The organism is Polynucleobacter sp. UK-Gri1-W3 (assembly GCF_018881595.1).
Taxonomy (GTDB): domain Bacteria; phylum Pseudomonadota; class Gammaproteobacteria; order Burkholderiales; family Burkholderiaceae; genus Polynucleobacter.
Genome location: NZ_JACVQA010000006.1, coordinates 294,752 through 318,151, shown reverse-complemented (window position 1 = coordinate 318,151; position 23,400 = coordinate 294,752). Strand labels below are relative to the sequence as shown.

At 42.2% G+C, this 23,400-nt stretch carries 38 protein-coding genes, 1 tRNA gene and 1 pseudogene; 17 read left to right on the top strand and 23 right to left on the bottom strand.

The features are described from left to right. Positions 1-111 precede the first annotated feature (111 nt). Genes ICN36_RS06995 through fumC form a run of 7 tightly spaced genes read right to left on the bottom strand, consistent with a single transcriptional unit; the run spans position 112 to position 7,337 of the window. The gene (locus ICN36_RS06995; RefSeq protein WP_216227645.1) at positions 112-1,623 is read right to left on the bottom strand and encodes a diguanylate cyclase; all 1,512 of its coding nucleotides are present in this window, start codon (positions 1,621-1,623) and stop codon (positions 112-114) included. A 47-nt stretch (positions 1,624-1,670) separates the two neighbouring features. Continuing rightward, positions 1,671-2,111: a universal stress protein gene (locus ICN36_RS06990; RefSeq protein ID WP_216227643.1), complete on the bottom strand. Its 441-nt coding sequence runs from the start codon at positions 2,109-2,111 to the stop codon at positions 1,671-1,673. A 32-nt stretch (positions 2,112-2,143) separates the two neighbouring features. Continuing rightward, a complete protein-coding gene (locus ICN36_RS06985; RefSeq protein WP_216227642.1) occupies positions 2,144-3,337 on the bottom strand; it encodes an MFS transporter in 1,194 nt (397 codons plus the stop codon). 5 nt (positions 3,338-3,342) lie between these two features. After that, positions 3,343-4,830 carry an RNB domain-containing ribonuclease gene (locus tag ICN36_RS06980; protein WP_216227641.1) on the bottom strand — a complete coding sequence of 496 codons (1,488 nt, stop codon included), beginning with the start codon at positions 4,828-4,830 and terminating at the stop codon, positions 3,343-3,345. A gap of 18 nt (positions 4,831-4,848) precedes the next feature. Continuing rightward, positions 4,849-5,400, bottom strand: a complete 552-nt coding sequence (locus tag ICN36_RS06975) for an NADPH-dependent FMN reductase (RefSeq protein WP_216227640.1) — start codon at positions 5,398-5,400, stop codon at positions 4,849-4,851. 16 nt (positions 5,401-5,416) lie between these two features. After that, complete coding sequence (locus ICN36_RS06970) at positions 5,417-5,896, bottom strand: bacterioferritin (protein WP_216192220.1); 480 nt, start codon at positions 5,894-5,896, stop codon at positions 5,417-5,419. 49 nt (positions 5,897-5,945) lie between these two features. Then, positions 5,946-7,337 carry a class II fumarate hydratase gene (fumC, locus tag ICN36_RS06965; RefSeq protein ID WP_216227639.1) on the bottom strand — a complete coding sequence of 464 codons (1,392 nt, stop codon included), beginning with the start codon at positions 7,335-7,337 and terminating at the stop codon, positions 5,946-5,948. A gap of 91 nt (positions 7,338-7,428) precedes the next feature. Between fumC and ICN36_RS06960 the strand changes: the two genes are divergently transcribed. Beyond that, entirely contained in the window at positions 7,429-7,668 is a 240-nt protein-coding gene (locus tag ICN36_RS06960; protein WP_216227638.1) for a DUF2789 family protein, read from the top strand. Here the strand turns inward: ICN36_RS06960 and ICN36_RS06955 are convergent. The 6 genes from ICN36_RS06955 to ICN36_RS06930 form a co-directional block, all read right to left on the bottom strand. Further along, positions 7,665-7,928 (bottom strand): hypothetical protein, encoded by a 264-nt coding sequence (locus tag ICN36_RS06955; protein ID WP_216227637.1) that lies wholly within the window; start codon positions 7,926-7,928, stop codon positions 7,665-7,667. The genes ICN36_RS06960 and ICN36_RS06955 overlap by 4 nt on opposite strands. A gap of 18 nt (positions 7,929-7,946) precedes the next feature. Continuing rightward, complete coding sequence (locus ICN36_RS06950; protein WP_216227636.1) at positions 7,947-8,213, bottom strand: hypothetical protein; 267 nt, start codon at positions 8,211-8,213, stop codon at positions 7,947-7,949. Between the two features lie 13 nt (positions 8,214-8,226). Continuing rightward, positions 8,227-8,625: a translational machinery protein gene (locus ICN36_RS06945; RefSeq protein WP_216227634.1), complete on the bottom strand. Its 399-nt coding sequence runs from the start codon at positions 8,623-8,625 to the stop codon at positions 8,227-8,229. A 165-nt stretch (positions 8,626-8,790) separates the two neighbouring features. Further along, entirely contained in the window at positions 8,791-9,369 is a 579-nt protein-coding gene (locus ICN36_RS06940) for a superoxide dismutase (protein WP_216227633.1), read from the bottom strand. Positions 9,370-9,424: 55 nt separating this feature from the next. Further along, positions 9,425-9,826 (bottom strand): hypothetical protein, encoded by a 402-nt coding sequence (locus tag ICN36_RS06935; protein ID WP_216227631.1) that lies wholly within the window; start codon positions 9,824-9,826, stop codon positions 9,425-9,427. 4 nt (positions 9,827-9,830) lie between these two features. After that, positions 9,831-10,184 carry a hypothetical protein gene (locus ICN36_RS06930; protein WP_216227630.1) on the bottom strand — a complete coding sequence of 118 codons (354 nt, stop codon included), beginning with the start codon at positions 10,182-10,184 and terminating at the stop codon, positions 9,831-9,833. A gap of 124 nt (positions 10,185-10,308) precedes the next feature. On the opposite strand from ICN36_RS06930, the gene ICN36_RS06925 reads away from it, so the two are divergent. Genes ICN36_RS06925 through ICN36_RS06915 form a run of 3 tightly spaced genes read left to right on the top strand, consistent with a single transcriptional unit; the run spans position 10,309 to position 11,406 of the window. Further along, positions 10,309-10,614 carry a hypothetical protein gene (locus ICN36_RS06925; RefSeq protein ID WP_216227629.1) on the top strand — a complete coding sequence of 102 codons (306 nt, stop codon included), beginning with the start codon at positions 10,309-10,311 and terminating at the stop codon, positions 10,612-10,614. 30 nt (positions 10,615-10,644) lie between these two features. Further along, positions 10,645-11,169: a YceI family protein gene (locus tag ICN36_RS06920; RefSeq protein ID WP_216227628.1), complete on the top strand. Its 525-nt coding sequence runs from the start codon at positions 10,645-10,647 to the stop codon at positions 11,167-11,169. 30 nt (positions 11,170-11,199) lie between these two features. Next, positions 11,200-11,406, top strand: a complete 207-nt coding sequence (locus ICN36_RS06915) for a hypothetical protein (RefSeq protein WP_216227626.1) — start codon at positions 11,200-11,202, stop codon at positions 11,404-11,406. 14 nt (positions 11,407-11,420) lie between these two features. Here ICN36_RS06915 and ICN36_RS06910 read toward each other — a convergent pair whose 3' ends face one another. Continuing rightward, positions 11,421-11,897, bottom strand: coding sequence for an SRPBCC family protein (locus ICN36_RS06910; protein WP_216227624.1), 477 nt, complete (start codon positions 11,895-11,897; stop codon positions 11,421-11,423). Between the two features lie 100 nt (positions 11,898-11,997). Here ICN36_RS06910 and ICN36_RS06905 point away from each other — a divergent pair. From ICN36_RS06905 to ICN36_RS06885, 5 genes and pseudogenes are all read left to right on the top strand, one after another. Then, positions 11,998-12,228: pseudogene (locus ICN36_RS06905) on the top strand (DUF2789 family protein). A gap of 35 nt (positions 12,229-12,263) precedes the next feature. After that, on the top strand, positions 12,264-12,692 hold the full coding sequence (locus ICN36_RS06900; RefSeq protein WP_216227623.1) for an organic hydroperoxide resistance protein: 429 nt from the start codon (positions 12,264-12,266) through the stop codon (positions 12,690-12,692). 37 nt (positions 12,693-12,729) lie between these two features. After that, on the top strand, positions 12,730-13,152 hold the full coding sequence (gene trxC, locus ICN36_RS06895) for a thioredoxin TrxC (RefSeq protein ID WP_216227622.1): 423 nt from the start codon (positions 12,730-12,732) through the stop codon (positions 13,150-13,152). A 30-nt stretch (positions 13,153-13,182) separates the two neighbouring features. Continuing rightward, the gene (locus tag ICN36_RS06890; protein WP_216862051.1) at positions 13,183-13,461 is read left to right on the top strand and encodes a SemiSWEET transporter; all 279 of its coding nucleotides are present in this window, start codon (positions 13,183-13,185) and stop codon (positions 13,459-13,461) included. Positions 13,462-13,498: 37 nt separating this feature from the next. Then, positions 13,499-14,029 carry an isochorismatase family protein gene (locus ICN36_RS06885; RefSeq protein ID WP_216227621.1) on the top strand — a complete coding sequence of 177 codons (531 nt, stop codon included), beginning with the start codon at positions 13,499-13,501 and terminating at the stop codon, positions 14,027-14,029. A gap of 17 nt (positions 14,030-14,046) precedes the next feature. On the opposite strand, the gene ICN36_RS06880 is transcribed toward ICN36_RS06885, so the two are convergent. The 4 genes from ICN36_RS06880 to ICN36_RS06870 are packed head-to-tail and all read right to left on the bottom strand — an operon-like array spanning position 14,047 to position 15,379. Further along, positions 14,047-14,490, bottom strand: coding sequence for a hypothetical protein (locus tag ICN36_RS06880; RefSeq protein WP_216227619.1), 444 nt, complete (start codon positions 14,488-14,490; stop codon positions 14,047-14,049). A 15-nt stretch (positions 14,491-14,505) separates the two neighbouring features. After that, on the bottom strand, positions 14,506-14,730 hold the full coding sequence (locus ICN36_RS06875; protein WP_216227618.1) for a heavy-metal-associated domain-containing protein: 225 nt from the start codon (positions 14,728-14,730) through the stop codon (positions 14,506-14,508). A gap of 48 nt (positions 14,731-14,778) precedes the next feature. After that, the gene (locus ICN36_RS12030; protein ID WP_255531268.1) at positions 14,779-14,904 is read right to left on the bottom strand and encodes a hypothetical protein; all 126 of its coding nucleotides are present in this window, start codon (positions 14,902-14,904) and stop codon (positions 14,779-14,781) included. 22 nt (positions 14,905-14,926) lie between these two features. After that, a complete protein-coding gene (locus ICN36_RS06870) occupies positions 14,927-15,379 on the bottom strand; it encodes a universal stress protein (RefSeq protein WP_216227617.1) in 453 nt (150 codons plus the stop codon). Positions 15,380-15,681: 302 nt separating this feature from the next. On the opposite strand from ICN36_RS06870, the gene ICN36_RS06865 reads away from it, so the two are divergent. Both ICN36_RS06865 and ICN36_RS06860 read left to right on the top strand, forming a co-directional pair. Then, positions 15,682-15,755 (top strand) — tRNA-OTHER (locus ICN36_RS06865). A 44-nt stretch (positions 15,756-15,799) separates the two neighbouring features. Beyond that, entirely contained in the window at positions 15,800-15,967 is a 168-nt protein-coding gene (locus tag ICN36_RS06860; protein WP_216227615.1) for a hypothetical protein, read from the top strand. 87 nt (positions 15,968-16,054) lie between these two features. Here ICN36_RS06860 and ICN36_RS06855 read toward each other — a convergent pair whose 3' ends face one another. Then, positions 16,055-16,783: a Crp/Fnr family transcriptional regulator gene (locus ICN36_RS06855; protein WP_216227614.1), complete on the bottom strand. Its 729-nt coding sequence runs from the start codon at positions 16,781-16,783 to the stop codon at positions 16,055-16,057. Between the two features lie 131 nt (positions 16,784-16,914). Between ICN36_RS06855 and ICN36_RS06850 the strand changes: the two genes are divergently transcribed. Then, positions 16,915-17,622: an AAA family ATPase gene (locus tag ICN36_RS06850; protein WP_255531266.1), complete on the top strand. Its 708-nt coding sequence runs from the start codon at positions 16,915-16,917 to the stop codon at positions 17,620-17,622. Between the two features lie 64 nt (positions 17,623-17,686). On the opposite strand, the gene ICN36_RS06845 is transcribed toward ICN36_RS06850, so the two are convergent. Together ICN36_RS06845 and ICN36_RS06840 are read right to left on the bottom strand one after the other, a co-directional pair. Continuing rightward, a complete protein-coding gene (locus ICN36_RS06845; RefSeq protein ID WP_216227613.1) occupies positions 17,687-18,631 on the bottom strand; it encodes a hypothetical protein in 945 nt (314 codons plus the stop codon). Then, positions 18,628-19,872, bottom strand: coding sequence for a glycosyltransferase family 2 protein (locus ICN36_RS06840; RefSeq protein ID WP_216227612.1), 1,245 nt, complete (start codon positions 19,870-19,872; stop codon positions 18,628-18,630). The genes ICN36_RS06845 and ICN36_RS06840 overlap by 4 nt, the downstream gene beginning before the upstream one ends. 424 nt (positions 19,873-20,296) lie before the next feature. Here ICN36_RS06840 and ICN36_RS06835 point away from each other — a divergent pair, with 424 nt between their 5' ends. The 5 genes from ICN36_RS06835 (at position 20,297) to ICN36_RS06815 (ending at position 21,868) form a co-directional block, all read left to right on the top strand. Continuing rightward, on the top strand, positions 20,297-20,632 hold the full coding sequence (locus ICN36_RS06835) for a BON domain-containing protein (RefSeq protein ID WP_255531265.1): 336 nt from the start codon (positions 20,297-20,299) through the stop codon (positions 20,630-20,632). Between the two features lie 13 nt (positions 20,633-20,645). Then, positions 20,646-20,792, top strand: a complete 147-nt coding sequence (locus tag ICN36_RS06830) for a lmo0937 family membrane protein (RefSeq protein WP_216227608.1) — start codon at positions 20,646-20,648, stop codon at positions 20,790-20,792. Between the two features lie 261 nt (positions 20,793-21,053). Continuing rightward, entirely contained in the window at positions 21,054-21,344 is a 291-nt protein-coding gene (locus ICN36_RS06825) for a hypothetical protein (protein WP_216227607.1), read from the top strand. Beyond that, positions 21,322-21,651, top strand: coding sequence for a hypothetical protein (locus ICN36_RS06820; RefSeq protein WP_216227606.1), 330 nt, complete (start codon positions 21,322-21,324; stop codon positions 21,649-21,651). The genes ICN36_RS06825 and ICN36_RS06820 overlap by 23 nt, the downstream gene beginning before the upstream one ends. After that, positions 21,638-21,868, top strand: a complete 231-nt coding sequence (locus ICN36_RS06815; protein ID WP_216227605.1) for a hypothetical protein — start codon at positions 21,638-21,640, stop codon at positions 21,866-21,868. The genes ICN36_RS06820 and ICN36_RS06815 overlap by 14 nt, the downstream gene beginning before the upstream one ends. Before the next feature lie 100 nt (positions 21,869-21,968). Here ICN36_RS06815 and ICN36_RS06810 read toward each other — a convergent pair whose 3' ends face one another. Next, entirely contained in the window at positions 21,969-22,634 is a 666-nt protein-coding gene (locus tag ICN36_RS06810) for a nucleotidyl transferase AbiEii/AbiGii toxin family protein (protein WP_216227604.1), read from the bottom strand. A 3-nt stretch (positions 22,635-22,637) separates the two neighbouring features. Next, complete coding sequence (locus tag ICN36_RS06805; RefSeq protein WP_216227602.1) at positions 22,638-23,120, bottom strand: helix-turn-helix transcriptional regulator; 483 nt, start codon at positions 23,118-23,120, stop codon at positions 22,638-22,640. Between the last annotated feature and the right edge of the window lie 280 nt (positions 23,121-23,400).

The window sequence follows — 23,400 nt, the reverse complement described above, 5'->3', positions numbered from 1 at the left end:
GTAGGTTCAAATCCGAGTCATTAGAAACGCTCGAAAAAATCATTGGCTTAACCTTTGGGTGCCAATCACATCCCCTTAGATTGATGTTCTGTGTATTCGGATTGCCCTGATTCAGGATGCTTTGCGAGACATTCCCTCCTGGTAGGTGGCGCATCGGTCTCTTCCAGATTGCTTGGCAAGATACATGGCAGAATCCGCCTGCTTGATTAAATCATCACTGATGTTATGAGTGCCATCAATATCGGTTGCAACCCCCACGCTCACACTGACATGAACAACAATTCCATCGTTTAGCTCTATATCCTGCGATCTAACTGCCTCAAGCACCTCCTGAGCGTAATGAATTGCACCCTCTTGATTCGTGTCTGGCAGGATAAATAGAAACTCTTCCCCGCCCCAACGACAGAAAAAATCTAGCGGGCGTTTTCTAAGCGACAGAATCGTTTTGGCAATCACTTTGAGGACCTTGTCGCCACATTCATGGCCATAAAGATCGTTGAAATTCTTAAATTTATCAATATCAATGAAAAGAATACTTAATGGAGAATGGGTTCTCCGACAATCCCCTTGAATTTTGGGAAATAACTCATCGAAGTAGCGGCGATTTGGTAGATGAGTAAGGGGGTCATGAATTGCCGAATGATTCTCTGATTCAGCCTTATTAATGGAGTCCAATAGACGATAGGCGAAATAGCCAACCAATAGGCAACTAAGGCCAATCAACAGAAGAAACTTCATGCTCCAAAATAAGGTTCTTAGCCAGATAAACTTAGAAGAGCTACTTCCAATAATGTATAAACCTAAATTGGGAATTTCAGAGTAAGCAATAATCGTTGTGTACCCTAAGAAATTATCCGGCTGAATGTTAAATACATCATTCGCCTTCTGATCAGAATTTATTTTTTGGACTATGCCTTCTGATATTGGGCCCTGAACGTGATCACTCAAGGCCATCACCAGCTGTCCGCCACTTAGATACAAGCCCAGATTTTCATAGCCATCGACTAATACCTCGCTTAAGTCTTCCTTAAACTTTTCCGCTTTGACCTGAATGACCAACACTCCTTGGAAATCCCTATGCTCATCAACAAGTGGTGTGGCCAAATGAAATACTTTTTTCCCATTGGATCGTGCAGTTACCTCTGGGCCAACAATCAAACTTTGCCCGCTATCTTCTTTTAGGCTGTTGAAATAAAAACGGTCTGAGACATTAATTTTTCTGGTCAATGGGCCATCAGACTGAGCCATAACATCGCCTGAAGAATTTACAAATAACATATTTCCATAAGTATGGAACCAACTACTGACTTTAAATTTTGCGATTGACTTGCGCAAAGAATTGTCAATTGCAAGATTATTTTTACTGGAGATCAAGCCCTCTGATACCAAATCATCCTTAGTGATATCTAAAAATTTAGACCCGTCAATCAGCGCATCATCTACCAGCAGCCTGGCAATTTGTGCGTTATGAGACATCTCTAAGCGTATGTCCTTGAAATTTTCATGCCAATTGGAATAGATCTGAACTACCCCAAGGGCAAAAATCGACAAAATGGCAGCACAAAATCCATACTTCATTTTTAATCTAATGCTTTGATAACTTGATGGATTTGTACTATTCATTCTTCAAAGTTTCCAGTGAGCGCGACTTAAGCCATAACTTATATTCATTATCCCAAAACTAGTACCGGTATTTTGCTATGAAGAATCACCTCCTGAGCCTCACTTCTCAGGAAAATACCTCTAATGCCTGTTCTCTTATGCGATGCCATCACGATGACATCCGCCTTTGCTTTCTTAGCCGCCTCTAAGATGCCATCCGCGATATTAGGATGATAAATATGAAACTCGCCCACCTCAATTTCAGTACCAATCACTGCTTTTGCTTTAGCAAGAACTCGCTTAGCAAACTCTGCACTGACCTTTTTATACTCCTTAGATGAAAGCGCTAAAGCAGACTGCACCTCTGACGAGGAATATGGCACTACCGGATCAGTAACATAAACTAGGCTAATCTTAGCGCTATCTAATTTTGCCAACTGAATGGCTTTTTTCAGCTCAGCCTTAGTAATAGATTCGCCGCTAACTGGAACAAGAAGATTTTTAAACATATTCACCCCCCCTCATTTCTATATTAATTTATCTAACACTCAGACACCATATTGCGCCCAAAAACCCATATATTCAATAATGCAATTGCACCTATTGCACATGCGCCAGAGAACCAAAATGCATAACTAGGACCTGCCGATTCATAAATCTCCCCGAAAATCAGGGATGCCGGCAAAATCATCACTCCTGTTACTAAATTAAACCAACCAAATGCTGCGCCAGCCCTACCAATGGGGGATAAATCAGCAACCATCGCCTTCTCTACCCCCTCAGTTGCCGCCTTAAATAACCCATAGAGAGCAAATAGTCCAAATAGGCCTAAAACTGTAATAGAGGGCATCCCCATCCCTATATAAAAGAGCGCAAACCCAATCCATGCAATCAAGATGAATTGTTTACGACCACAACGATCAGATAGCGCCGAAAGTGGCGCGCCGAATAAGGTGGTTATCAGTGAGACAGCTGCCCACAAAATAGGAATTTGTACTAGAGGTATGCCAATTTCTCGAGCCCTTAGCAACAAAAACATATCCGAAGAATTTCCTAATGCAAACAAGCCTGCTACCAATAAATAACGCTTAAATTGCGGTGACATCCCTTCGAGACTCCATTGAAATACCGGAGCATCGATCTTGATAGCCTGCTTTGGTTCTTTTAGGGAGAGCGCCAGCAAAAGCGTGATTAACGCAGGGACAATCGCCCACAAGAAAATATCTCTGATGGGGATGTTTAGCGACAGCAGAAGCGCTGCCACCAATGGGCCAATAACCGCACCCGCATTATCCATAGAGCGATGAAAGCCAAATACCAGGCCGCGTTGATTGTGAGGCACACTTTCTGCTAGAAGAGCATCTCTTGGCGAAGTTCTAAGCCCCTTTCCAACGCGATCGGAGAAACGAATGAGCAACAACCAACCCCAAGAATTAACAAACGCAATAAGAGGTCTACCTATTCCAGCGGCGAGATAGCCATAAACAATCCAAGGCTTAGTTTTTTTTGTGCGGTCCACAATCACACCAGATACCAATTGCAGTAGACTTGATGTCGAGTTTGCTATCCCCTCAATTAAACCCAGAACTCTAGGCCCAGCCATCAGGACAGAGGTCAAATATAACGGGAGTAACGGGTACAGCATCTCACTGGCAGAATCATTCACCAGACTAATCAATCCCACCAACCAAACGGTTTTGGGTAGATTACCCAGAGCCTTAAAAAATGGGGGCATACGTCTTACCCAGTCACTACAAAATCAATGAATCCTCGCTCAACGTGAGTCGAGATAAGCTTTACCCTCATCAGATGACCCACTTTATAGTCCCCAGGGCTACTGACAATTTTCCCTTCTACTGGAGGATTGAAAATTCTGACCCATGTTCCTTTTTCATTCACACCAGAAACAATGCCATCGAAGTACTGACCAATGCGAGAACTGAGCAGCAAAGCAGCCTCTGATTTTCTAACCTGTCGCTCTACCCGCTTGCTGATATCTTCCTGAAGAGTGCAATGCAGTGCTAATGCCTTTAATTCTTCTACTGAGTATGGCGGCTTTTGGCCTGCTAACACTGACTTAATTAATCGCAAAGTAATCACATCCGGATACCTTCTATTGGGCGCAGTCGAGTGCATATAGTCAGTCACGGCCAGTCCGAAATGCCCAACTGGATGGCTAGATGGCTTTTCTACAATATATTCACCTGAGCCCATCAACTTGACAATCACCAATGACAGATCTGGAAACCTCACCGGATCGCTACGATGTTCTTTTGCCAAGAACTCCTCTAGCGCCTGAGAATCAGGTTCTTTAGGCAGTTGATAACCATGATCGGCAGCAACTTGAACAATTCGCAGCCAGCGCTCAGGGGAGCGAACAACCCTGCGCATCGAAAAGATTCCCGCATCTGCAAGAAAACGTGAGGTGCAGCCATTGGTTGCAATCATAAATTCTTCAATCAATTGCCGAGCTCGGTTATGCACCTGTTGCGAAATTTCCGCTATCTCGTTATTGATGAATGTTGCCTTAGGCTGGAAAATATCAAATTCAAGAGAGCCCTTTTCATGTCGCAGGACACGTAATTTTTGCGCTAACTCATCCTGCATACGCAATTGCTCATCCAGACCCTTCACCTGCTTCAGGGCCTCAGGAATAGGCCCCTTCTCATCTAACCAAGCTGACACAGCATCATAGGCAAGCTGAGATTGGTTTCTCACTTTCGCCCGGTAAATAGCGGAATTCAGCAATTGTCCCTCTGCTGAAAAATGCATTTCGCAAATCATCGCCATTCGATTTTGCCTTGGATTTAACGATGTGAGATCGTTAGAGAGCTTCAAGGGAAGCATGGGAAAAATACATGCAGAGGTATATACCGAACGCGTATTGACAAATGCATGGCTATCAATCGGGCTATCCATTTTGACAATCGCATCTACATCCGCAATCGCAACCAATAGCTTGATTGCCCCATCATTTAAGCGCTCTGCAACAGTCAACTGATCCAAGTCACGAGAATCATCGTTATCAATTGAGCACCACAATAGGTTAGTTAAATCCTGAATTGAGGATCCCTCCTCATGGGCGGACTCAGAAATACTTTCAAGCTGCTCCAGAGCATCAGATGAAAATTCAGGCTCTAAACCTCGAATAATCATGACGCCAACTGCGATTCTGGTTAGCTCATCCTTATGATTCTGGGCATTTTTCAGCTCTAAATGAAATTTCATGAGGAAGTTAAGGTCTTTCTATTTGCTATTTAGCTCTATCCATTGAATCATGGTGTCAATCCAGCGCAGGATAAATTTCTTGCTAGCCTCACCAATATTTCCGGAATCATCAAAAAAACCATCTTTAATTTGCAAGAACATCTCTGGCTGACCAAGCGTAAGCATATCCAAGGTAGCCAACACCCCTCGAAGATGTTGCTGCGCTAGCGCTGTACCTACCGGGCTTGGCGAGATCCCAATGATGGCAGCTGGCTTTTTACCCCAAGAATTTTTTCCAAAAGGCCGGGAGCCGTGATCAAGGGCATTTTTTAATACTCCCGGTATTGAGCGGTTGTATTCCGGGGTTACAAATAGGACTCCTTCACTTTTTTCGATTTCTGCCTTCATCCTCAGTACGCTCGCTGCTTGATGCTCATCATCATCCTGGTTATAGAGTGGGAGATCCCCAATTTCTACGAACTGAAAGTGAACGCTGGCAGGAGCAAGCTTGACAATAGCATTCGCAAGCTTTCTGTTAAAAGAATCCTTACGTAAACTTCCGACAATAACGGCAACTTGAATGGTCTTCATGATGAGCCTCCTAGCTTTATGATGAAAATGGGCTAATCTCCCCAGGCTTTCTTAACATCTTATTGACCTCATCAAGATGCATTTCCTCTTGGACAATCAGTTCTCTTGCATACTCTTCAAGCAATACCGACTGAACTCCACTAGTTTCTGGATGAGTACGGGTAGCAATCTTTAATAGGTCATAGTAAGCAGCCAGAGCGATCGTTTCATGCTCAAGACTTTCGCGCAATATATCGCCAATATCATGCTTTTCTGTCTCGAGTAAGGGTCCAATCTTTAAAGATGGGTGACCGCCAAGCAAGGTAACCAGCTCACCCGCTCTATGGGCATGGCCCAGACTCTCGGTTGCATTTCCCTTTAACCAATCAACAATGGGAATTCGGTTGTAGCCATAAACCATTAGCGAGTAGTGGGTGTATTTAACAACCCCGGCTAACTCTAGCTCCATAATTCTGTTGAGTGACTCAACTGCAATTTGATTATTCATATCGTTCATACCGATCTCCTTAGATCATGTTAGTAAAACTACATACATCACTATTTCTCTATTCATTCTTGGTTAGTTTTTCAGGCGCTACCCACCGATCAAAATCAGATTCTGTTACCAGCCCGCTAGTTATTGCAGCTTCCCTTAAGTTCATATTTTTCTCATGAGCCAATTTGGTAATGGCTGCCGTCTTTTCGTAACCAATATGGGGGCTTAATGCAGTAGCCAACATCAAAGAGGCATTCATTAATTCTTTAATTCGATTTAGATTTGGCTCAATCCCTTTAACGCAATGCTGATTAAAGGAATTCATACCATCGGCAAGCAGGCGAATACTTTGAAGGAAGTTATGAAGAATCAACGGCCTAAATACATTGAGCTCAAAATTGCCTGATGCAGCGCCCATTCCGATAGTCACATCGTTTCCCATTACTTGATAACAAATCATGGCAAGTGCTTCACATTGGGTGGGATTCACTTTTCCCGGCATGATTGAGCTTCCAGGCTCATTTTCAGGAATGCTAATTTCTCCCAGCCCAGCCCTCGGACCAGAAGCCATCAATCGAATATCTGTAGAGATCTTCATTAAAGCAATTGCTAGCGTTTTAAGTGCCCCGTGCATATTTACAAGCACTTCACTTCCCGCTATTGCGGCAAACTTATTCTCCGCTTCGGTAAAATCAATGCCAGTCGAGAGGGAGAGATTTTCAACAACCAATTTTGCAAATTCCTGGGTTGTGTTGATTCCAGTTCCCACTGCAGTACCACCTATTGCAAGCTCAGACAAGCTCGACAATGCTAGTTGTATTGCCCATCTAGCGATGCGCAGCTGAGAAAGGTATCCAGAAAACTCTTGGCCAAGAGTAAGAGGCACCGCATCTTGAAGGTGTGTTCTGCCAACCTTGGTGATTCCTGAGAAATCCTTACTCTTTTTCTCAAAAGTGTCTATCAACTCATCCAGAATAGGTAGTAAATACTGCTTGATCTGACATACCCCAGCCACATGAATGGCTGTTGGAATGACATCATTGGATGATTGCCCAGCATTGACATCATCGTTTGGATGAAATTGGCGTTTTGGGCCAGACTCCATCTCCGCTAATCGAGTTGCCAGATTAGCTATGACCTCATTCATATTCATATTGGTTTGAGTCGCTGAGCCTGTTTGCCATATTGAGAGGGGAAACTCTTTCCAATGTAATTTCATGATTACTTCCTCTACAGCCAGTAACAAAGGCTCTCCTTTGCGCATGGAAAATAAACCGAGATGAATATTGGCCAAAATGCAGGCGCGCTTAACCTCAGCTAAAGCCCAGAGAAACTCTAGAGGCATCTTTTCAGTGGAAATATCAAAATGCATGAGAGCTCTTTGAGTTTGAGAGCCCCATAAATTTGCATTGGATACCTCAATATCGCCCATAGTGTCATGCTCAATTCGGTTTTCACTCATGTTTTTATCCTATACCTTTCCATGCATATAGCAAGATACTTGCAGGTTAATTTTTATCGGCGTATAAATTAAATATAAAGAAGGAGTTAGCGTGAATAAGCCATTTGAATCCCTTAAAGATCTCTTTAAACAGTTGGGGCTACCTAATAAATGCTCTGAAATTGAATCCTTCATTAAGTCTCATGCTCCATTAGATGAATCCATACTGTTAGCAGATGCTGCATGGTGGAGTCCTAATCAAAAAGAGTTTTTAAGGGTTGAGTTATTGGAAGATGCTGATTGGGCCGAAGTAATTGATTTATTAAATAATTTGCTCAGGCAATCGTCCTAGCCTAATGACTCAATCCTTGCCTCTACTTCCTTAGCTACATCCATTGCAGCCTCATAACCTGAACGCAGGTGACTTGGTAAGTCTGGATCTCCTACTACAGATCCCAATGTCTCCAAAAGGCTGTATACCAAGCCTTTTGCAGTTGATTGCATCAAATCGCCTCCAGAGAAATTGTCATCAACATGACTGATTGCATCAATACATTGCTCAGATGATGGAATATCCTCCAACTCAGACTGCTTACGTGATGTTCTACTCATTTTTCTCTTTGAAATGTATTAATCCGTAATTAAATCGTTACTGAATATCTCAATCTTGCTCGCATGGGCATGACCCTCCAAAATCTTTTGCTCTGCAATTGATAGCAATTTCAATTTATGCCTCGCAAAGTGCTCCAAAGGGTCTCCCAGGACAACACCGGGATCCACATCCTCCAATACCTCATAACTGAAGTGGGAAGTAAACTCGCGCCCATCAACCAGTGTGGGATAGTCAACGCCACCATCTTTTGCTAATTTTTCTGGGCCAATAAATTCAATTTTCATATTTACTCCGCTTTTAAATGCTGGGGTCTTCTAAAATTCGATCGATCTTGTAAAAGAATTTCCTAGCAAATGCCAGGATTTGCCTATCAGTCGGATGATCAACCGTCTCTATGCCAACAATTCCTTCGGCAACTTCTGCGGCATGTCGATGCGCGTATTTTGTTAACTCTACCTTTGCCAACCCTGGGCCGAGAATAAGGATTTCTTTAGCATCCTTTACGGCATTGATAACCGATTCAAAGTACTTGGCATCAAATGCCACCTTGCCCGAACCAATTTCACCCATTTTGTGATGTAGATGGGGGTGTGTTGATTTAGTTTTTATAATTTCCGATTCACTGGCGCCCCCATCCATGTGCATAACATGGGCCTCCACATGATCTATCCAAATTACTGCATGATTTAAGCTCATATGACCCCTTATTCACCATTTCTTTATCAGATGTTGTTCTCTTAGATTCATCATATGCACATGAATAATTTAATTTTTGATTCAAATCAAAATAAGGAGTAAATCAACATTTTTGGTAAGAAGATCATCTTTTGGAGATTGATGATCTTTATGGGCACTAAAACCTTACTCAAAATTCTTCTCAACAAACTCCCAGTTCACCAACCTCCAAAAGCTATGTAAGTAATGGGGGCGAGCATTTCTATAGTCAATGTAATAAGCGTGCTCCCACACATCACATGCGAGCAAGGGCTTAGATCCTGTAACTAGGGGTGTAACTGCATTACTTGTTGATTCAATTTCTAGGGATCCATCTGCCTTTTTTACTAGCCAGGCCCACCCAGATCCAAAGGTTCCAACGGCTACCTTTGAGAAATCCTCTACGAATGCCTCATATGAGCCCCACTTTGCATCGATAGCTTTGGCAAGCTTTCCAAATGGAATTTCGGGAGTGGAAGGCTCTAGCCCCATCCAGTAAAACGTGTGATTCCATACTTGAGCAGCATTGTTAAAAATTGGGCCAGATGCATTCTTAATAATGTCTTCTAAGGTTGAGTTTTCAAAGCCAGTGCCCATGATTAAGGTATTGAGGTTATCAACATAGGCCTTGTGATGCCTGCCGTAATGGAACTCCACTGTTTCTTTTGAGATATAGGGCTCTAATGCGTCCAATTCATAGGGCAATGCGGGCAGTTTGTGTTCCATAGTCAGTCTTTCTAATCATTCAAATTTATGAGATATGTGCAATCCACGTATATGGTTATGAAAACCATCTTAGGAATGCAGCAGAACTTAATGCAAGAACGCCAAACAGGAACATGGGCCACCAAAATATCCTATCTATGACCTTTGAAAACTGCGGGCCAAATAATACGTAGGTTGCGGCAAATGAAAATCCCGGAACCACACAGGCGATCTTTATCATAAGTGCAGTAATCGCCACCCCATGAATGTCAGGAAGCTGATGGAAGTAGTGATAAGTAGTAAACCCGAATGCCCCGCCGGTAACACCCTGCAGAGCCCATGCAAATGACTGGACTGTAGCTAACGCCCTCTTAGTTGGATTGAGTGCAAAAAATAAACCATACGCACCCACCCCAACTATAAGAACGGCGAGCAAATTGTGAACGCTTTGAATGAGGGCGTAGAGTAAGTTTTGCATATCTTTATCTGGTAATAAATACAGTTGATGATTGCAATCCAGTGAGGCTGTGATCGGCACGGGCTGCCTTGACGATGATTACGTGCTTACCGGGCGAGAGCGGAGGCAAATCAACGGCGCATGGACAGCCAGTTACCTCTCTATCAACTATTGGTTTTTGATCATCGACGTAGACATGCAGATGATTTCCCTGTGGACCCAATTTAACCCGATAGATTAATTTTGAGATTGCACTACCTTGCACTACAGCCCCATCCGAAGGGGTGATGATGCTTATGGATCCAGTATCAGCGGCATATGAAGTGCCAATTGAGAATCCAATAGCGATCGCTATTACTGATCGAATGATTGTTTTCATCAACTTCTCCTTACTTTTAGATAGAAATTCAATAACATCAACTGGTGTATGAACCACAATAAAACGCAAGGGAATATCTTTTTTGATACGTATCAAAATTAACCAAAAATCTTTTCAATAATTTTTGAAATTTTTTGATACATATCAAGAAACAATTGGCGACAAAAGAGATGATTACTTCATTCAATTTGAATTAGTAAGGGGGATTGCAATGCAAGTACATGTGAATAAGGGATTTCTAGGTCGCAGACATGCAATTGATGGCTCTGATAGTGGGTTTTCTCCGATTACCCCAGGCGATTACCTAGCAAGGTTCGACCCAAATGAAGGGCTTTCAATCCTCAAAAGTACCGGCGATGCCAGCTATCTCAAGTTAGCCCAGTTTGAGGAAAAAGTTGCTATGGGCGTTTTAGTGGTTATTGCAATTTAGGGTCGAACCAATATCTATCTAGGGGGATGTATGCCAAAAACTGAACAGCTCTATATCTTGGATTCAGGTCACACTTTTGTCTACTTTGAATACTGTCATTTCGGATTTTCAAGGCAGATCAGTAGATTTGACAAGATAAGCGGAGAAATTAAGCTAAATATGAAATCACGAACTGGCTCAGTAAAGATTGATATTGATACCAAGTCGGTTAGTACTGGTTCGGAGCTATTTAACTCGCATATCCAAGGCACTGAATTTTTTAATACCGCTCAATACCCAAAGACCACTTTTGTGTCTGATAGGGTCGAATTTGAGGGCTCAAAGGTCACTGCAGTGCATGGCGTATTGACAATAAAGGATATCTGCGAACTCATCACTCTAGAGGTTATTCATTTTGAATATGGAAAGCACCCCGTTAGTGGCCAAGAACACTTTGGCGCAAATGCCGTAGCAGTCGTCAAGAGATCAGACTTCAACATGGGTAAATTCACACCTCAAATTACCGATGAGGTTGTGATTAAAGTTGCAATTGAGGCATCGAAGGTTGAAAAGTAAAGAATTTGAACTTAGACAGAGAGATATCTAATGAAACGGATTGTCGATGTTTTTACGAGTGGCTGGTCTCCAGAAATTGTTTGGATTTACATCATCTCTATAGAGGGGGATGTTAACCCGATTGACTTAAACCAAGATGAAGTAGATCTCAGAGCATTTGAGTATGAGGCATTGCGATTGGCTGCAGAAGAAGGACGTGGCGATCCTAATAATTTAATAGCCAAAGTCAGAGAGTAAAAGAATATGAATTCTCAGCCCTTTGTATTTACCGTTTTTGGTCGAACCAATCGCACTCTAAGCCACCTAGCAAGGCCCCTACCTCCTCGCTGCATGATTGCTTCATGATTTTCCTCAAACACCCGATGAATTAATGGCGCCAGTAATCTCATCCACCATCGATTAGCTATGACATCCCACTCATATATAACAACAGTACTAGGACCTAAGGTAGAAAATTCCCAAGATCCCGTGCCTTCTAGATCTTTAGTGGCAAACGCCACAATCTTTTTAAGATCATGAATCTCAACGACCCTCATGTCAAACTCTAATTTACAAAAATAATATGTGCTCCATACATAATGCCAAACACTATTAATACCATCATTTCTATCTGCACTTACTAAATATGATTGCTCTAGATCGGGCCACCATCTACTCCAACTTGAAGTATCAGAAATTAACTCATAGACATCTTGCAAGGGTGCGGCAAACTCCCAAGTTGTCTTCATGTGATACCTGTACAAATCCAATCCCCTATTTAAAAACCAATTGCTATTGCTAATTTTTGAGCGTATACATGAAGCATATTCTCTATAAGGAGAAAATTCTATGGAATCACCCAACCACCCCCTTAAAGAATTATTCAGCCAATTGGGACTGGCATCAGATATTTTTTCGATTAATGAATTTATTGGAGCTCACTCACCTTTAGCTAATAGCATTCTTTTATCAGAAGCACCATTCTGAAGTAACAGTCAATCTACATTTCTGAAAGATGAGTGTATGAAAAATGCCGATTGGTCTGAAACCGTTGACTTACTCAACACCCTGTTGAGATAAGCGTCTTACATGATGAATTTACACTGGAGATTTATATGCTTACCAAACTAGATAAAGTACTTTATACCGCTCACGCCCACACCACTGGTGGCAGAGAGGGTCACTCCCGCACAGATGACGGCCATGTGGATGTTTCTTTAACGCCCCCTAAGGAGATGAGCGGTTCTGGCGCTGGCACCAACCCTGAGCAGTTATTTGCAGTTGGTTATTCAGCGTGTTTTTTGGGTGCCATGCGTTTTGTGGCGGGCCCCATGAAAATTGAAGTGCCCGCAGATACCGCTATCGATGCAAGCGTTGATATTGGGCCAACACCCTTAGGATTTGGCATTGCTGTGAAGTTAAATATCTCATTGCCTGGTGTACCAAAGGATATTGCACAAAATCTAATTGATGAAGCCCATAAAGTTTGTCCTTACTCAAATGCTACCAGAGGAAATATTCCTATTGAGCTGGTATTGGTTTAAAGATCCATGGAAATATAAAGAATTAAGGAGTCATTAAATGATTTTTTCATGCCCCCACTGCAACAAAGGAAATCGCGTCCCTGTAGAGAAAATTTCTAGCAGACCAACTTGTGGGGCCTGCAAGCAAGATTTGCTGTCTTTACCCATTACGCCAAATGAGCTGGCCTTTGAGGAGTTAGTCAAAGACTCTAGTCTTCCAGTAATAGTGGACTTTTGGGCTCCATGGTGCGGACCCTGCAAAATGTTCGCCCCAACCTTTCAGGCAAGCGCTATCACTCGGTCCAATAGGGTCATTCACGTCAAAATTGACACCGAGCAATATCCAACCGTAGGCGCCAAATTTAATATAAGGTCAATTCCTACCCTAGTGCTATTTAAAAATGGACAAGAAGTAAATAGGGTTAGCGGGGCTCTACAGGGAGCTCAATTGAATCAATTTATTGATGGCGGAGCCAGTTAGTCTTGACATAACAATATTGCAATAATCAATATGTCTATTTCACCGCAAATCATTGAGTGGATTGGCTTTCTAGCTGCTACTCTAACTGGGGTAGCTTTAATACCCCAGGCCATCCAAATATGGAAAAGCGGAAATTTCCTCTGTATTTCGATTTTTGTCTACATACTTTTTACTGCGGGCGCAGCAACTTGGCTCATATATGGCATTTTGATTGGTAAATGGCCACTGATTTTGTCTAATTCACTGAGCTTGCTGCTTGCTGGGAGCATCCTATTTTTAAAATTGCGCGCATCTTATACAAGTGAATAACTCCTTACTCGCATCATCCCTCAGCTAGGAATCCATCATGCTAATTTCAGCCCAAAATTCCACATTGGTTGTGATTGACTCTCAGATGCGCCTTGTTCCTGTGATAGCCAACAGCGAGATGATGATGGCTCAATGCGTACGCTTGGTTAACATTGCCAAAATTATGGGCATTCCCATCGTATGTACAGAACAAAATCCACAAGCCCTAGGAGTCAATTTTGATTCAGTTCGGTCATTTTGTAGTCACACCCTAGTAAAACACCATTTTGATGCTTGTAAGGATGGCTTGTTAGAGCGCATACCCAATGATCGCAAACATTTAATATTGGTTGGCTGCGAGGCGCATATATGCATTCTTCAGACCGCTTTTGGTTTATTAGAAAATCATATTGAGGTAACTGTTGCTGTAGATTGCATAGGCTCTAGAGACCCAATACAAGTTGATTATGCCGTCAGTCGCATGCGCAGTTATGGTGTCAATATTGCAACTGTTGAGATGATTACCTTTGAATGGCTGAGGAGCTCTACCAATTCTCACCTCAAGAAAGTATTGCAATATATTAAGTAGCTCGGCCTTGGAGCACCCTAGGAGGTCGTTGGTCCATTAGCAGTTAGCTTGGCCCCATCCCTCGCATTTAGCCCTAGGAGCACCATTATTAGAGCGCAGACCCCTAATTCAATACCCTCCAAGTAGAAGAAAAATATACCCCGATCACTCTCAAGGGTTTGCCCTGCCAATAGATACACAACGGGCAATAGCACGCCCACACTAAAAAATATAATTGCTAGCATGCGCTTCTTTTTTACATCAACAAGTCTACCCTTTCGTTCTTTGCTCAATGAAAGTCCTATAGCACCAGCAATCAAAATTAAGAATAGATAAGCTAACATTGCCTGGAGAATAGCTTGCTGTACCGTAATAACATCTTGCGGGGAGTAGAAGTATTCAGAAACAAGGGTGGCGGTAAAAAATACAAATAGGAAGAACATAGAAAATATTCCGGCACTGGAATGCAATATGGTTTTCATAACTTTGTTATTGTTCTAGGGATTTTGTTCATCCAAATCGAGACTTGCTTTATACCCTGCTGCATTTAAGGCGTGAATAATATCGTCCGACTGTCTAAAAGGACGGGTAACTTGAACCCTCCCAGACTCCCAGTCCACATGGATATGATTGGTATCCTTTAGCCCCTTTAGCGCCTTCTTAATAACCTCAATGCTTGATGCAGATGAAATGCCCTGAACATTTAAATTAATTTGACCCATTATTACCCCTTAAGGAAACACGCATAAAAAACTAGACCCCCAGATCCATCATGAAGTCTTTGAGAAAAATAGATACTTACATAGAGCCGCAATCGAAAGAACAAGGGCAATCAGAAACAATAAGCCAAATATACACATACCACCCGCCATAGATCCATCCATCATTTGATACATATCACTCTCCTTAAATAGTTTTTTAATTAGCTTTACCGCGTATCAATAAGACAGGCTTGGCCGCCACCCTCACAATTGACTCAGCGACACTTCCTAGCAAAAATCGACTAAATCCTCGTCTGCCATGAGTTCCAACAACAATGAGGTCTGCTCTCCATTTATCAGTTTCAGCAGAAATGGCTTCCGCAATCCTTGGGTTCCTGACGCTTGTTTTTATAGGGTGTTGGCCAAATAAGACTCCCGATGACTTGAGGATTTTTTTAGCCCCTTCAAAAACCTTCTCCCCCTCATGCTGTAGAGACTTTTGCATATCACCATAGCTGATGTACTCGGCTTCAGAATAAATATTAAAGACGTCCATGACGTAAACAACCCGTAAAGATGACCCCCACTCCTTGGCAAACTTAATTGATTCCTTTAGAGCCAATTTGCTGGTTTCACTACTATCTAGTGGTACTAATATCTTTTTAAACATTTCGACCGCCTTTGCTGTATCGCCATGACATTACATTCCACGCTTTAAATCTATAGCGATCAATGCCTTCATGTTTGATATACATCAAAATTTTGAAGAAATATGTATCCCCAATCAATAAGTACCCCATATGAGGCTTGTTGTACAAATTTTTATTAAAAATTGATACAGATCAAAAATGAATTTCAACCCTTATTTATAAAGAGACTGTAGTTAGTGGTGTGTAGTTCGATTTATGAGGGAGGAGATAAATCGAAATCTTTTTACTAGCGCGGTAAAAACATCTAGACCACGCCCTCTGAGGTGGGTGTAGTTCAATGGCAGAACAGCAACCTCAGAAGAGACGCAACAAGGGTTCAATTCCCTTCACCCATCAATCCTGCAACAAAGCCATTTGTAATGAAATTAAGGAGAGTAAAGATGATTAACATGAAGAGCATTATTGATGCATATGACTGGCTAACCGCGCAGTCTAGTGAGGAATCTAAAAAGCATGCCGATGCTTTAGAAAAACTTATTTTTGAAGACTTAGTCTTTCGAGAGAAGATATTGCAAAGCCATTTTCGACATCGAGATATCGCAAGCTGATTAATCCGTATACATATATCGAAGGTTCAGGATCCACTCTAGCTGGGGCCTGGACATATGGGAACCGTAAGTAGTTTTAACAGCTGTTTATGGCTTTCTCTTTTCCTTAAAAGGTGGGTATGAATGCGATCCGCTTTTGGACAACTCATGCCTCTCTCTCAAGGTAATTGAATTAAGCATCTCAAAGATAGGCGCCCTAGAAATAAACTTAATTTCCCGATTTTTAGCTTTAATAACATTGATTTTCTCTAAATGAGATAAAGATCTGCTGAGGGTTTCAACTGTTAACCCCAGGTAATTTGCCAGATCTGGACGTGACATTGGCAACACGAAGCTATCACGGTCAAACCCAACTGTACTCAGTCGGTTGGAGTAATTAATCAAAAAATCAGCCACTCGCTCAAGCGAGTTAAGGTTCATTAGGTCGTAATTATGCGCATATGAAACATTTAATAATTCACTCAATGAGGAGGCTAGCTCCCCCATAAATTCAGGATAGCTTTCTATCATCACCTTAGGGTCTGCTATAGGAATAGAGCAGACCTCTACAGAGCTAAGGCATACAACATCTAACTGGTAATGCCCACTGCTCAGACCATCTAAGCCCAGAACTTCGCCAGGGACAGAAAAATGGGTTACCTGCGGTACGCCATCGCGAAATACTAATTCGCTTTTAACGGCACCAAATCTCAAAGAATAGACGCCATGAAATGCATCCTCTCTTCTATAGAGATATTGGCCTTCATGAAGGGATTTTCGCGATATGTACGATGATGAAAGCGTACTTAGCTCTTTCGATGAAATTTCACTAATCACACACCTACTGCGTTGGGCACAGTTCGAGCAGGGAGCATGAGAGTCCGAATGAATTACAGTGCCACTCTTAATATCCATAATATCTACCGCTTATTAAATGCAAAAGTACATACTTCTTTTATAGATCTTGATTGGCTAATTGGCAATTAGAAAATGCCGCTATTGGTCTGGAGCCTTGGAAGGCTAGCTTTTTGATCCGAAACCCTAGCAATTTGCTCAAATTTCTGACAGACTGGTGGCAAATGAGTTGCAAGTTATCGCCATTAGCTCCACGCCTGATTCTTTTTGCTGGTCATGCAGGTACCGGTAAATCTACTTTGGCTAAAAAAGCCCTTCCTTTAATTATTGAAAAGACAGGTGAAGATTTTTTCTTCCTAGATAAAGATACGGCCTTTGGTGCTTATAGCGCTCATGTCATGGAGTTAACTACCGGTAATCCAAATAACCGCGATAGCCCCTATTACCTCAAGAACTTACGAGATTGGGAGTATTCAGGTCTTATTGATGTAGCTAGAGAAAATCTTCTCCTCGGCGTCAATATCATCCTTGTAGGACCCTTTTCAAATGAAATTCAGAGCGGCAAGATGTTTAGCCCAGAACTCTTAGGGGTGCCACTGCAAACGATTATTCGTCTAGCCTGGATAGATTTAGAAGGAGGTGAAGCCAAGCGTAGGATGGAGGTACGTGCAGACCCGCGAGATGAATGGAAGCTTGCGCATTGGGATCAATATGTAACGCGGAGAACTGAGCCACCAACCAACCCCTCTCTTTTCAGATTCGATAATTTGAATTTTGACCCTGCTAAATTTTATCAACTTATCAACAACCTAACTCAATAAAGGCCTTTATCCGAGCTGTGAAGCTAGCTAATGATGAGTTAAACAGTTCGCAATCTTAGTAATACTAAAATGGAATAATCAACTCTTCCATTACATAGCGGTAGAAGTAATTAGGGCCCAAAAAACCAGCAGACTTGCCGTACCCTGCGCGAGTCTTAAAGTAGCAGTCATTGGAGGCGATAGGACTCGTCGCTGCAAACTCATAAAGTTGAGTAGTGGTGCTTGGGTCTTGATTAACGGCTTGCCGCCCTACCCCCGCCGTACCGCTCAAAATCCAACCAGCAATTCTTTTTCTTGCCCCAAAAGCAATCATCGTTTCGCTGTATTCGTTTGGGTTGAAATAATTATTTACAACATTGGTATTGGTATCGCGAAATTGGCGATAACGCAATTGTGCAGTCACTCCATAATCAGGAATTAAGTCATAAATCAACTTTGCCCTAACTGTTGGCCTAGTGTTTGTATCGGAAAAATACATATTGCCCGCCATCACAATTGCCGTTAATCGCTCAATAATTTGCTGCTCAATGCTGGCGCCACCAAATGTGTAATAGATCCCGTTATTCAGTGCATTTTGAGTTTCAACTCGGTCGCGGTTAACAAAAAATTCTGCTTTTGTAGAGTCGGTAACGTGAAGGCTGTAATTACTGTCTGTAGTAAGAAGCTTATGGCCATTTTGTAAGTTATAACCAAGACTAAGGTTGTAGCCTAGGCTTGTCCTCGGATTAATAGCTTTTGTGAATAAGGTATAAACCTCCGCTGATGAGTCCCAGCTACCCTGCGTAAAGTAATTATGCTGATAACTGACACCAGTATATTTTTCTCCATGCTCATATAAAGGCATATAGCCAGCGTTGTACTTGTAGGTTGAGAACCCCTCACTGTCAGAGGCAATATAGGCGTTTGGAATAGAGATTGCTTGCTTTGTAGACTGCTCTTCCTGGGCATATACGCCTGAAGCCATATTCAACAACAGTAAGATTAGGATGAAATGGCGAAGGGATCTCATTTTGTTCCCCAAGTCTTCTTGAAATTAAAAAGTTCTGAAAAATATCCGTAAACGCAGGCGGGCTGCAAAACCAATCCATACGCAAACACATAGAATAAAAATCCTAAGATATTTTTACGCACTTTTAACCCCTCTTGGTCAAACATAGCCTTTCCCTTTGAATACATACGCATATTGAGTATGAAGGCTAAGGGCAATAAAGATAAAGTCATTGGGCCAACTATCCAATATATCCCAAAGCATGCCAACACCATTCCAGGTATGAAGCCAAAGGTATAGGCTATATCTATAAATGGGAATAGCGTATTCCACCATATATAAAGTGTGGATAACCTCGGTTTAAATAAGATTGTTGGATTTTCTTTGAATGTCTCTATCAGCCCTCGCGACCAGCGCTGCCTTTGTTTAATAAACTTTTTCAAAGTATTTGGACAGTCAGTAAATGCCAAAGCATCTTCAGCATGCCCTACCCTATAGCCAGCTAAAAGGATTTTCCAAGTCAAGACAATATCTTCGCCAACCATATTAGGCCACCCACCCAAGTCAACCACCGTTTTGCGGTCATAGAGTGAAAAGGCGCCTTGCGCGACTAGCGTACCTTGGAACAGTGATTGAATACGCTTCACAGTTGCGATGCCTAGGAAATAATCCCATTCCTGCGCTTTGGTAATCCAATTTTCTCGCGAATTTCTAATGAGAATCTCACCAGCTACCGCCCTTGTATTAGTGGGATCCGAGAGGTAGCGACCGACTAGGTGTCGTACACCATCCTTTAGAATATAACTATCCGCATCGATTGAAATAATGATGTCGGTTTTACTTTTTTCAAGCCCCCGATTAAGGGCGGCAGCCTTTCCAATGTTCGTAGACAAGTCAATTAAATCTAATTTTGAGTGTTTTTCCACAAGGGACTTAACAATTCGAGGAGTGTTATCTATTGAGCCATCATTAATAACAATGACATATATATCAGCTGGGTAATCCTGTAAAAGTATTCCTGATAGGGTTGAGCCGATTGCCTGCTCTTCGTTATAGGCTGCAACCAGTATTGTGACTGGTGGATACTTTTGCCCTTCGATAACCTTGGGACGCTTATCTAAGAACAAAGCAATGGATACAAATGCATTCATAAACCCAGGGACTATTGCTATGAATGTGATGATGAAATAAGCAGGAATGGGCCCAATAGCATTGCTCAGATCTGAATACCAGGGCTGAGAAAACCAAAAAGAAAAGGCCATCCAACTCAGGGAAAAGAGCAGCGCAGCAACAAATTTTGTTTTTATAGAAAAGTACAAAAACCGATACCAAAAATTAATGATGTGTTTAAGTATGTCATGAACGCTGAAAATTTGGCAATATTCACTTTAAATACTATGTAAACCTCAATAAGCTAGTAGGTTATTGCCTGCCCATATTGTTATCAGCAATAGGATGGGGGTAGCGTTTTCAACCATTGAGGATATTCCAAAATTTGAAAACTGAAATTACGACTAACGCGTCACAAATTTATATGGCATTAACTCAATAATGCATGGCATCCGATCTCTTCAATTAAAAGCCCTTTTATCGAACTAATAGGCGTAACATGAAATTAGGCCCACCTTTAGGCCTTTTGGGTTACCCCCTCCCTGCAAAGCACTCCTTTTAGAAATGAGGCTTCACATGCAATTCATAAAAAAATCACTCGTATTGTTAGCAATATCCGTCACCCTGATTACATCGGCATGTGCCGGCTCAGCCACCAGTGAAAGCGCAGGTCAATATATTGATGACAGCGCAATAACCACCAAAGTTAAGGCTGCCATTTTTAATGACCCCTCACTAAAATCCCTTGAGATCAATGTTGTCACCTTCAAGGGAGAGGTTCAACTTAGCGGGTTTGTAGGTAGCATCGAACAAACCAATCGCGTAGTTGATGTTGCAAAGACCATCAATGGCGTGACTTCAGTTAAAAATGATATGCGAGTTAAGGGAAGCATGAACCCCTTCTACAGGTAACAAGGAAGACTCCATGATTCGTGCCATTGCCATTATTCTTCTAGTCCTTTGGCTACTAGGTTTTGTTTCCTCTTACACCCTTGGTGGGTTTATCCACGTTCTGCTAGTCATTGCAATTGTTATGTTTCTTGTTGAAATCATTCAAGGGCGACGGCTGTAGATTTAACGTATATTTTTGTGTTAAATTGAGTCTGTCGGCGTTAAAACAGCTCTTTTAATCCGTTGGTCGCGAGTTCGAATCTCGCCCGACCCACCAGTTATACAAAAGCCTCTGGAGAAATCTGGGGGCTTTTTCTTTTCTACAACAAGACCAAGGCCATACTTAATGCAAGCAGATGGGATTGCATTACTCCGAATAAGGGCAATTTCCAATATTATCATGCTATAATGCAATAATGCAGCATGAATACAGGAGAATGCCATGGGTGCAGTCATAGATCATCAAGTTATTAAATCCATTGGATCCAGTGGACAAATTTCGCTCGGGAAGGAGCATGCCGGCCGCCAAGTGCTAGTTGAAACCCCTGAACCAGGCGTTTGGGTGATTCGCACCGCCACCGTTATTCCGGACAATGAAAAGTGGATGCATAAGCCTACTGTTAAAAAAGATTTGGTTACCGCCCTAGCCTGGGCACAAAAGACGCCTGCTAAAGCTACCGATCTTTCTAAACTAAAAATGGCTAAAACTCATGGCGCGAAACGCAAAGCCTGAGCCTTTAGTTGAGCTTGATCTGAATAGCCCCATCTTCCAATCTACCTGGGAGAGTTTGGAGCCATCCGAACAAGAGAAAGCCTTAGCCACTTTTGACAAAATCACGCAATTGACCTGGAACCAGGTTTACCGCGATAAGGGATTGAAGTGGGAAAAGATTCATAGCATTCCCACACCAAAAGGCATTGATGCACTCTACTCATTTCGAGTTAGCAAATCAATCCGGGGAATTGGCTTCAGAGAAGATCATTTCCTAAGGGTTTTATTAATTGAACCAGATCATGATGCTGCTTATGGAAAAAAATAATCCCATAGAAAAGCCTTTTGCGGTAACTCCAAGCAAAGATATACGTAATTCATCAGATCCTGATATTGCTGGATCCTACTACGCCATGCAACGTGCTGGACAAGCTGCAATAGACTTGGCAATTCAAACCAATACTGCAATCATAACTACCATTGATGGCAAGATAGTGCGGATCCCTGCCGCAGAACTCATTAAGCAGCGCCAACTTACGGCCTAAACACCGTTGATCGCGAGTTCGAATCTCGCCCGACCCACCAAGCATTACTAAGCCTCGCTCTGCGGGGCTTTTTTATTACCCGTGTATCGATCAATCACCCTTACTTAAGTGAACCTAGGAATGTGACTGCCCTCTGCGCTGCCTCGTCATAGCTTGGCCTGTAATTCAAGATATCAATCTGAGCGAACTGCACTTTTAATACTGCTGCCCTGCTAGATATCTGACTACTAAATGGCTCGGCATTCTTTCGCAAGAATTTAGCAGCCTTTACTAAGGCTTCGGGTTCTCGCTCAATAATTAATGACAGATCAAATAAATCACGAGCGGTAGCCCTGTCACCTCGGTGCCACAATTTCTTTGCCACAATCTCTGCAGCAGTTTCTACCCGAATCTGTTGGCCGCCAATATTCCATACTTCAAAAGGTGTATCAGTGAGATTTGGGGATGCCACAAAATCGATTTCCCCTTCTGGACGAATTAACTTCACGTAAGAGCTCTGATCTTCAACGTAGTCTGTGCTCACCGCTGCAGCCACATCACTCAAGCGTGGCGTGACAAAACCTAAGTACTGTGGATCTGGAACAAAGATATCAATATCCTTACTAAGCCGATGCTGATAACGAAACATTAATACCGTGCCACCACCAAAAGTCCAAAATGGATCGGGCGTTCCGTGATTTTTAATATCTTCAATAATAGAAAGCGCATGCGGAAGTAAATCTCTCCACACCCCTTCGGGAAGTTCACGTTCAATAATATTATTCATGAATTAAGTCCAAGCCGATCTGAGAGAATGCATCTCTTGCGCCCATCGATTAATATTCTTCCAAATCACTTTGGGTGCAACGTGATTATTTTTGGCGGCCTCCTCAACCGCAGACACGATAATTTCTAGTGGCGCCTCATCCAATAGCGTTGCCACATGAGGATAAATACTTTCAGGCAGATCTCCACAGGCCAACGAATGAGATAAATCACCACTTTGTAATTTAGTCTTATAACTAACGCTGGCTGTCTTACTGGCCATATCTAAGCCATGATGCTTTTTGCTGTGCTCTTGTGTAATTACATCTAGCCCTAGAAGCGATAACAAGGACAGCAATTTAGCTGCGCCCAAATCATTCAAACTACCTTTCTCTAGATGATGGATAGTTGACCTTGATAGTCCGCATAGTTTTGCCAACCGCTCCTGGGATAAACCTAGATCAGTTCGACGCTGCCCGACTTTGAGACCAATTTCGCGTAAGTTCATAAGTGCACTATATCATAAATTGTGTAATATATTACACAATTATTTAACGCGGCTGATCTACTATTACCCGAGACTTGATATAAAAATGAGATTTAGAGCTATGTACCAAAAAAGCAATCGCACAGTCAATCGCACACTCATTTTTTAACCGCCCAAAGCCATACGCTATATAGATTTTTGAAGAGACATAACTTCTTTTAATCCGTTGGTCGCGAGCTCGAATCTCGCCCGACCCACCAGTTATACAAAAGCGACCCTTGTGAACTAACCCCCAAAAGTT

Coding starts and splice junctions, on each gene's coding strand:
- ICN36_RS06825 (WP_216227607.1), top strand. CDS start 21,054: ATGGGTGCAGTCATAGATCATCAAGTTATTAAATCCATTGGATCCAGT.
- ICN36_RS06805 (WP_216227602.1), bottom strand. CDS start 23,120: ATGAACTTACGCGAAATTGGTCTCAAAGTCGGGCAGCGTCGAACTGAT.
- ICN36_RS06970 (WP_216192220.1), bottom strand. CDS start 5,896: ATGAACGATATGAATAATCAAATTGCAGTTGAGTCACTCAACAGAATT.
- ICN36_RS06900 (WP_216227623.1), top strand. CDS start 12,264: ATGCTTACCAAACTAGATAAAGTACTTTATACCGCTCACGCCCACACC.
- ICN36_RS06940 (WP_216227633.1), bottom strand. CDS start 9,369: ATGGAACACAAACTGCCCGCATTGCCCTATGAATTGGACGCATTAGAG.
- ICN36_RS12030 (WP_255531268.1), bottom strand. CDS start 14,904: ATGTATCAAATGATGGATGGATCTATGGCGGGTGGTATGTGTATATTT.
- ICN36_RS06920 (WP_216227628.1), top strand. CDS start 10,645: ATGCCAAAAACTGAACAGCTCTATATCTTGGATTCAGGTCACACTTTT.
- ICN36_RS06910 (WP_216227624.1), bottom strand. CDS start 11,897: ATGAAGACAACTTGGGAGTTTGCCGCACCCTTGCAAGATGTCTATGAG.
- ICN36_RS06950 (WP_216227636.1), bottom strand. CDS start 8,213: ATGAAAATTGAATTTATTGGCCCAGAAAAATTAGCAAAAGATGGTGGC.
- ICN36_RS06815 (WP_216227605.1), top strand. CDS start 21,638: ATGGAAAAAAATAATCCCATAGAAAAGCCTTTTGCGGTAACTCCAAGC.
- ICN36_RS06915 (WP_216227626.1), top strand. CDS start 11,200: ATGAAACGGATTGTCGATGTTTTTACGAGTGGCTGGTCTCCAGAAATT.
- ICN36_RS06875 (WP_216227618.1), bottom strand. CDS start 14,730: ATGGGTCAAATTAATTTAAATGTTCAGGGCATTTCATCTGCATCAAGC.
- ICN36_RS06945 (WP_216227634.1), bottom strand. CDS start 8,625: ATGAGCTTAAATCATGCAGTAATTTGGATAGATCATGTGGAGGCCCAT.
- ICN36_RS06885 (WP_216227621.1), top strand. CDS start 13,499: ATGCTAATTTCAGCCCAAAATTCCACATTGGTTGTGATTGACTCTCAG.
- ICN36_RS06980 (WP_216227641.1), bottom strand. CDS start 4,830: ATGAAATTTCATTTAGAGCTGAAAAATGCCCAGAATCATAAGGATGAG.
- ICN36_RS06995 (WP_216227645.1), bottom strand. CDS start 1,623: ATGAATAGTACAAATCCATCAAGTTATCAAAGCATTAGATTAAAAATG.
- ICN36_RS06870 (WP_216227617.1), bottom strand. CDS start 15,379: ATGTTTAAAAAGATATTAGTACCACTAGATAGTAGTGAAACCAGCAAA.
- ICN36_RS06990 (WP_216227643.1), bottom strand. CDS start 2,111: ATGTTTAAAAATCTTCTTGTTCCAGTTAGCGGCGAATCTATTACTAAG.
- ICN36_RS06820 (WP_216227606.1), top strand. CDS start 21,322: ATGGCGCGAAACGCAAAGCCTGAGCCTTTAGTTGAGCTTGATCTGAAT.
- ICN36_RS06935 (WP_216227631.1), bottom strand. CDS start 9,826: ATGCAAAACTTACTCTACGCCCTCATTCAAAGCGTTCACAATTTGCTC.
- ICN36_RS06890 (WP_216862051.1), top strand. CDS start 13,183: ATGTCTATTTCACCGCAAATCATTGAGTGGATTGGCTTTCTAGCTGCT.
- ICN36_RS06840 (WP_216227612.1), bottom strand. CDS start 19,872: ATGGCCTTTTCTTTTTGGTTTTCTCAGCCCTGGTATTCAGATCTGAGC.
- trxC (WP_216227622.1), top strand. CDS start 12,730: ATGATTTTTTCATGCCCCCACTGCAACAAAGGAAATCGCGTCCCTGTA.
- ICN36_RS06955 (WP_216227637.1), bottom strand. CDS start 7,928: ATGAGTAGAACATCACGTAAGCAGTCTGAGTTGGAGGATATTCCATCA.
- ICN36_RS06985 (WP_216227642.1), bottom strand. CDS start 3,337: ATGCCCCCATTTTTTAAGGCTCTGGGTAATCTACCCAAAACCGTTTGG.
- fumC (WP_216227639.1), bottom strand. CDS start 7,337: ATGAGTGAAAACCGAATTGAGCATGACACTATGGGCGATATTGAGGTA.
- ICN36_RS06810 (WP_216227604.1), bottom strand. CDS start 22,634: ATGAATAATATTATTGAACGTGAACTTCCCGAAGGGGTGTGGAGAGAT.
- ICN36_RS06845 (WP_216227613.1), bottom strand. CDS start 18,631: ATGAGATCCCTTCGCCATTTCATCCTAATCTTACTGTTGTTGAATATG.
- ICN36_RS06835 (WP_255531265.1), top strand. CDS start 20,297: ATGCAATTCATAAAAAAATCACTCGTATTGTTAGCAATATCCGTCACC.
- ICN36_RS06975 (WP_216227640.1), bottom strand. CDS start 5,400: ATGAAGACCATTCAAGTTGCCGTTATTGTCGGAAGTTTACGTAAGGAT.
- ICN36_RS06830 (WP_216227608.1), top strand. CDS start 20,646: ATGATTCGTGCCATTGCCATTATTCTTCTAGTCCTTTGGCTACTAGGT.
- ICN36_RS06880 (WP_216227619.1), bottom strand. CDS start 14,490: ATGAAAACCATATTGCATTCCAGTGCCGGAATATTTTCTATGTTCTTC.
- ICN36_RS06930 (WP_216227630.1), bottom strand. CDS start 10,184: ATGAAAACAATCATTCGATCAGTAATAGCGATCGCTATTGGATTCTCA.
- ICN36_RS06860 (WP_216227615.1), top strand. CDS start 15,800: ATGATTAACATGAAGAGCATTATTGATGCATATGACTGGCTAACCGCG.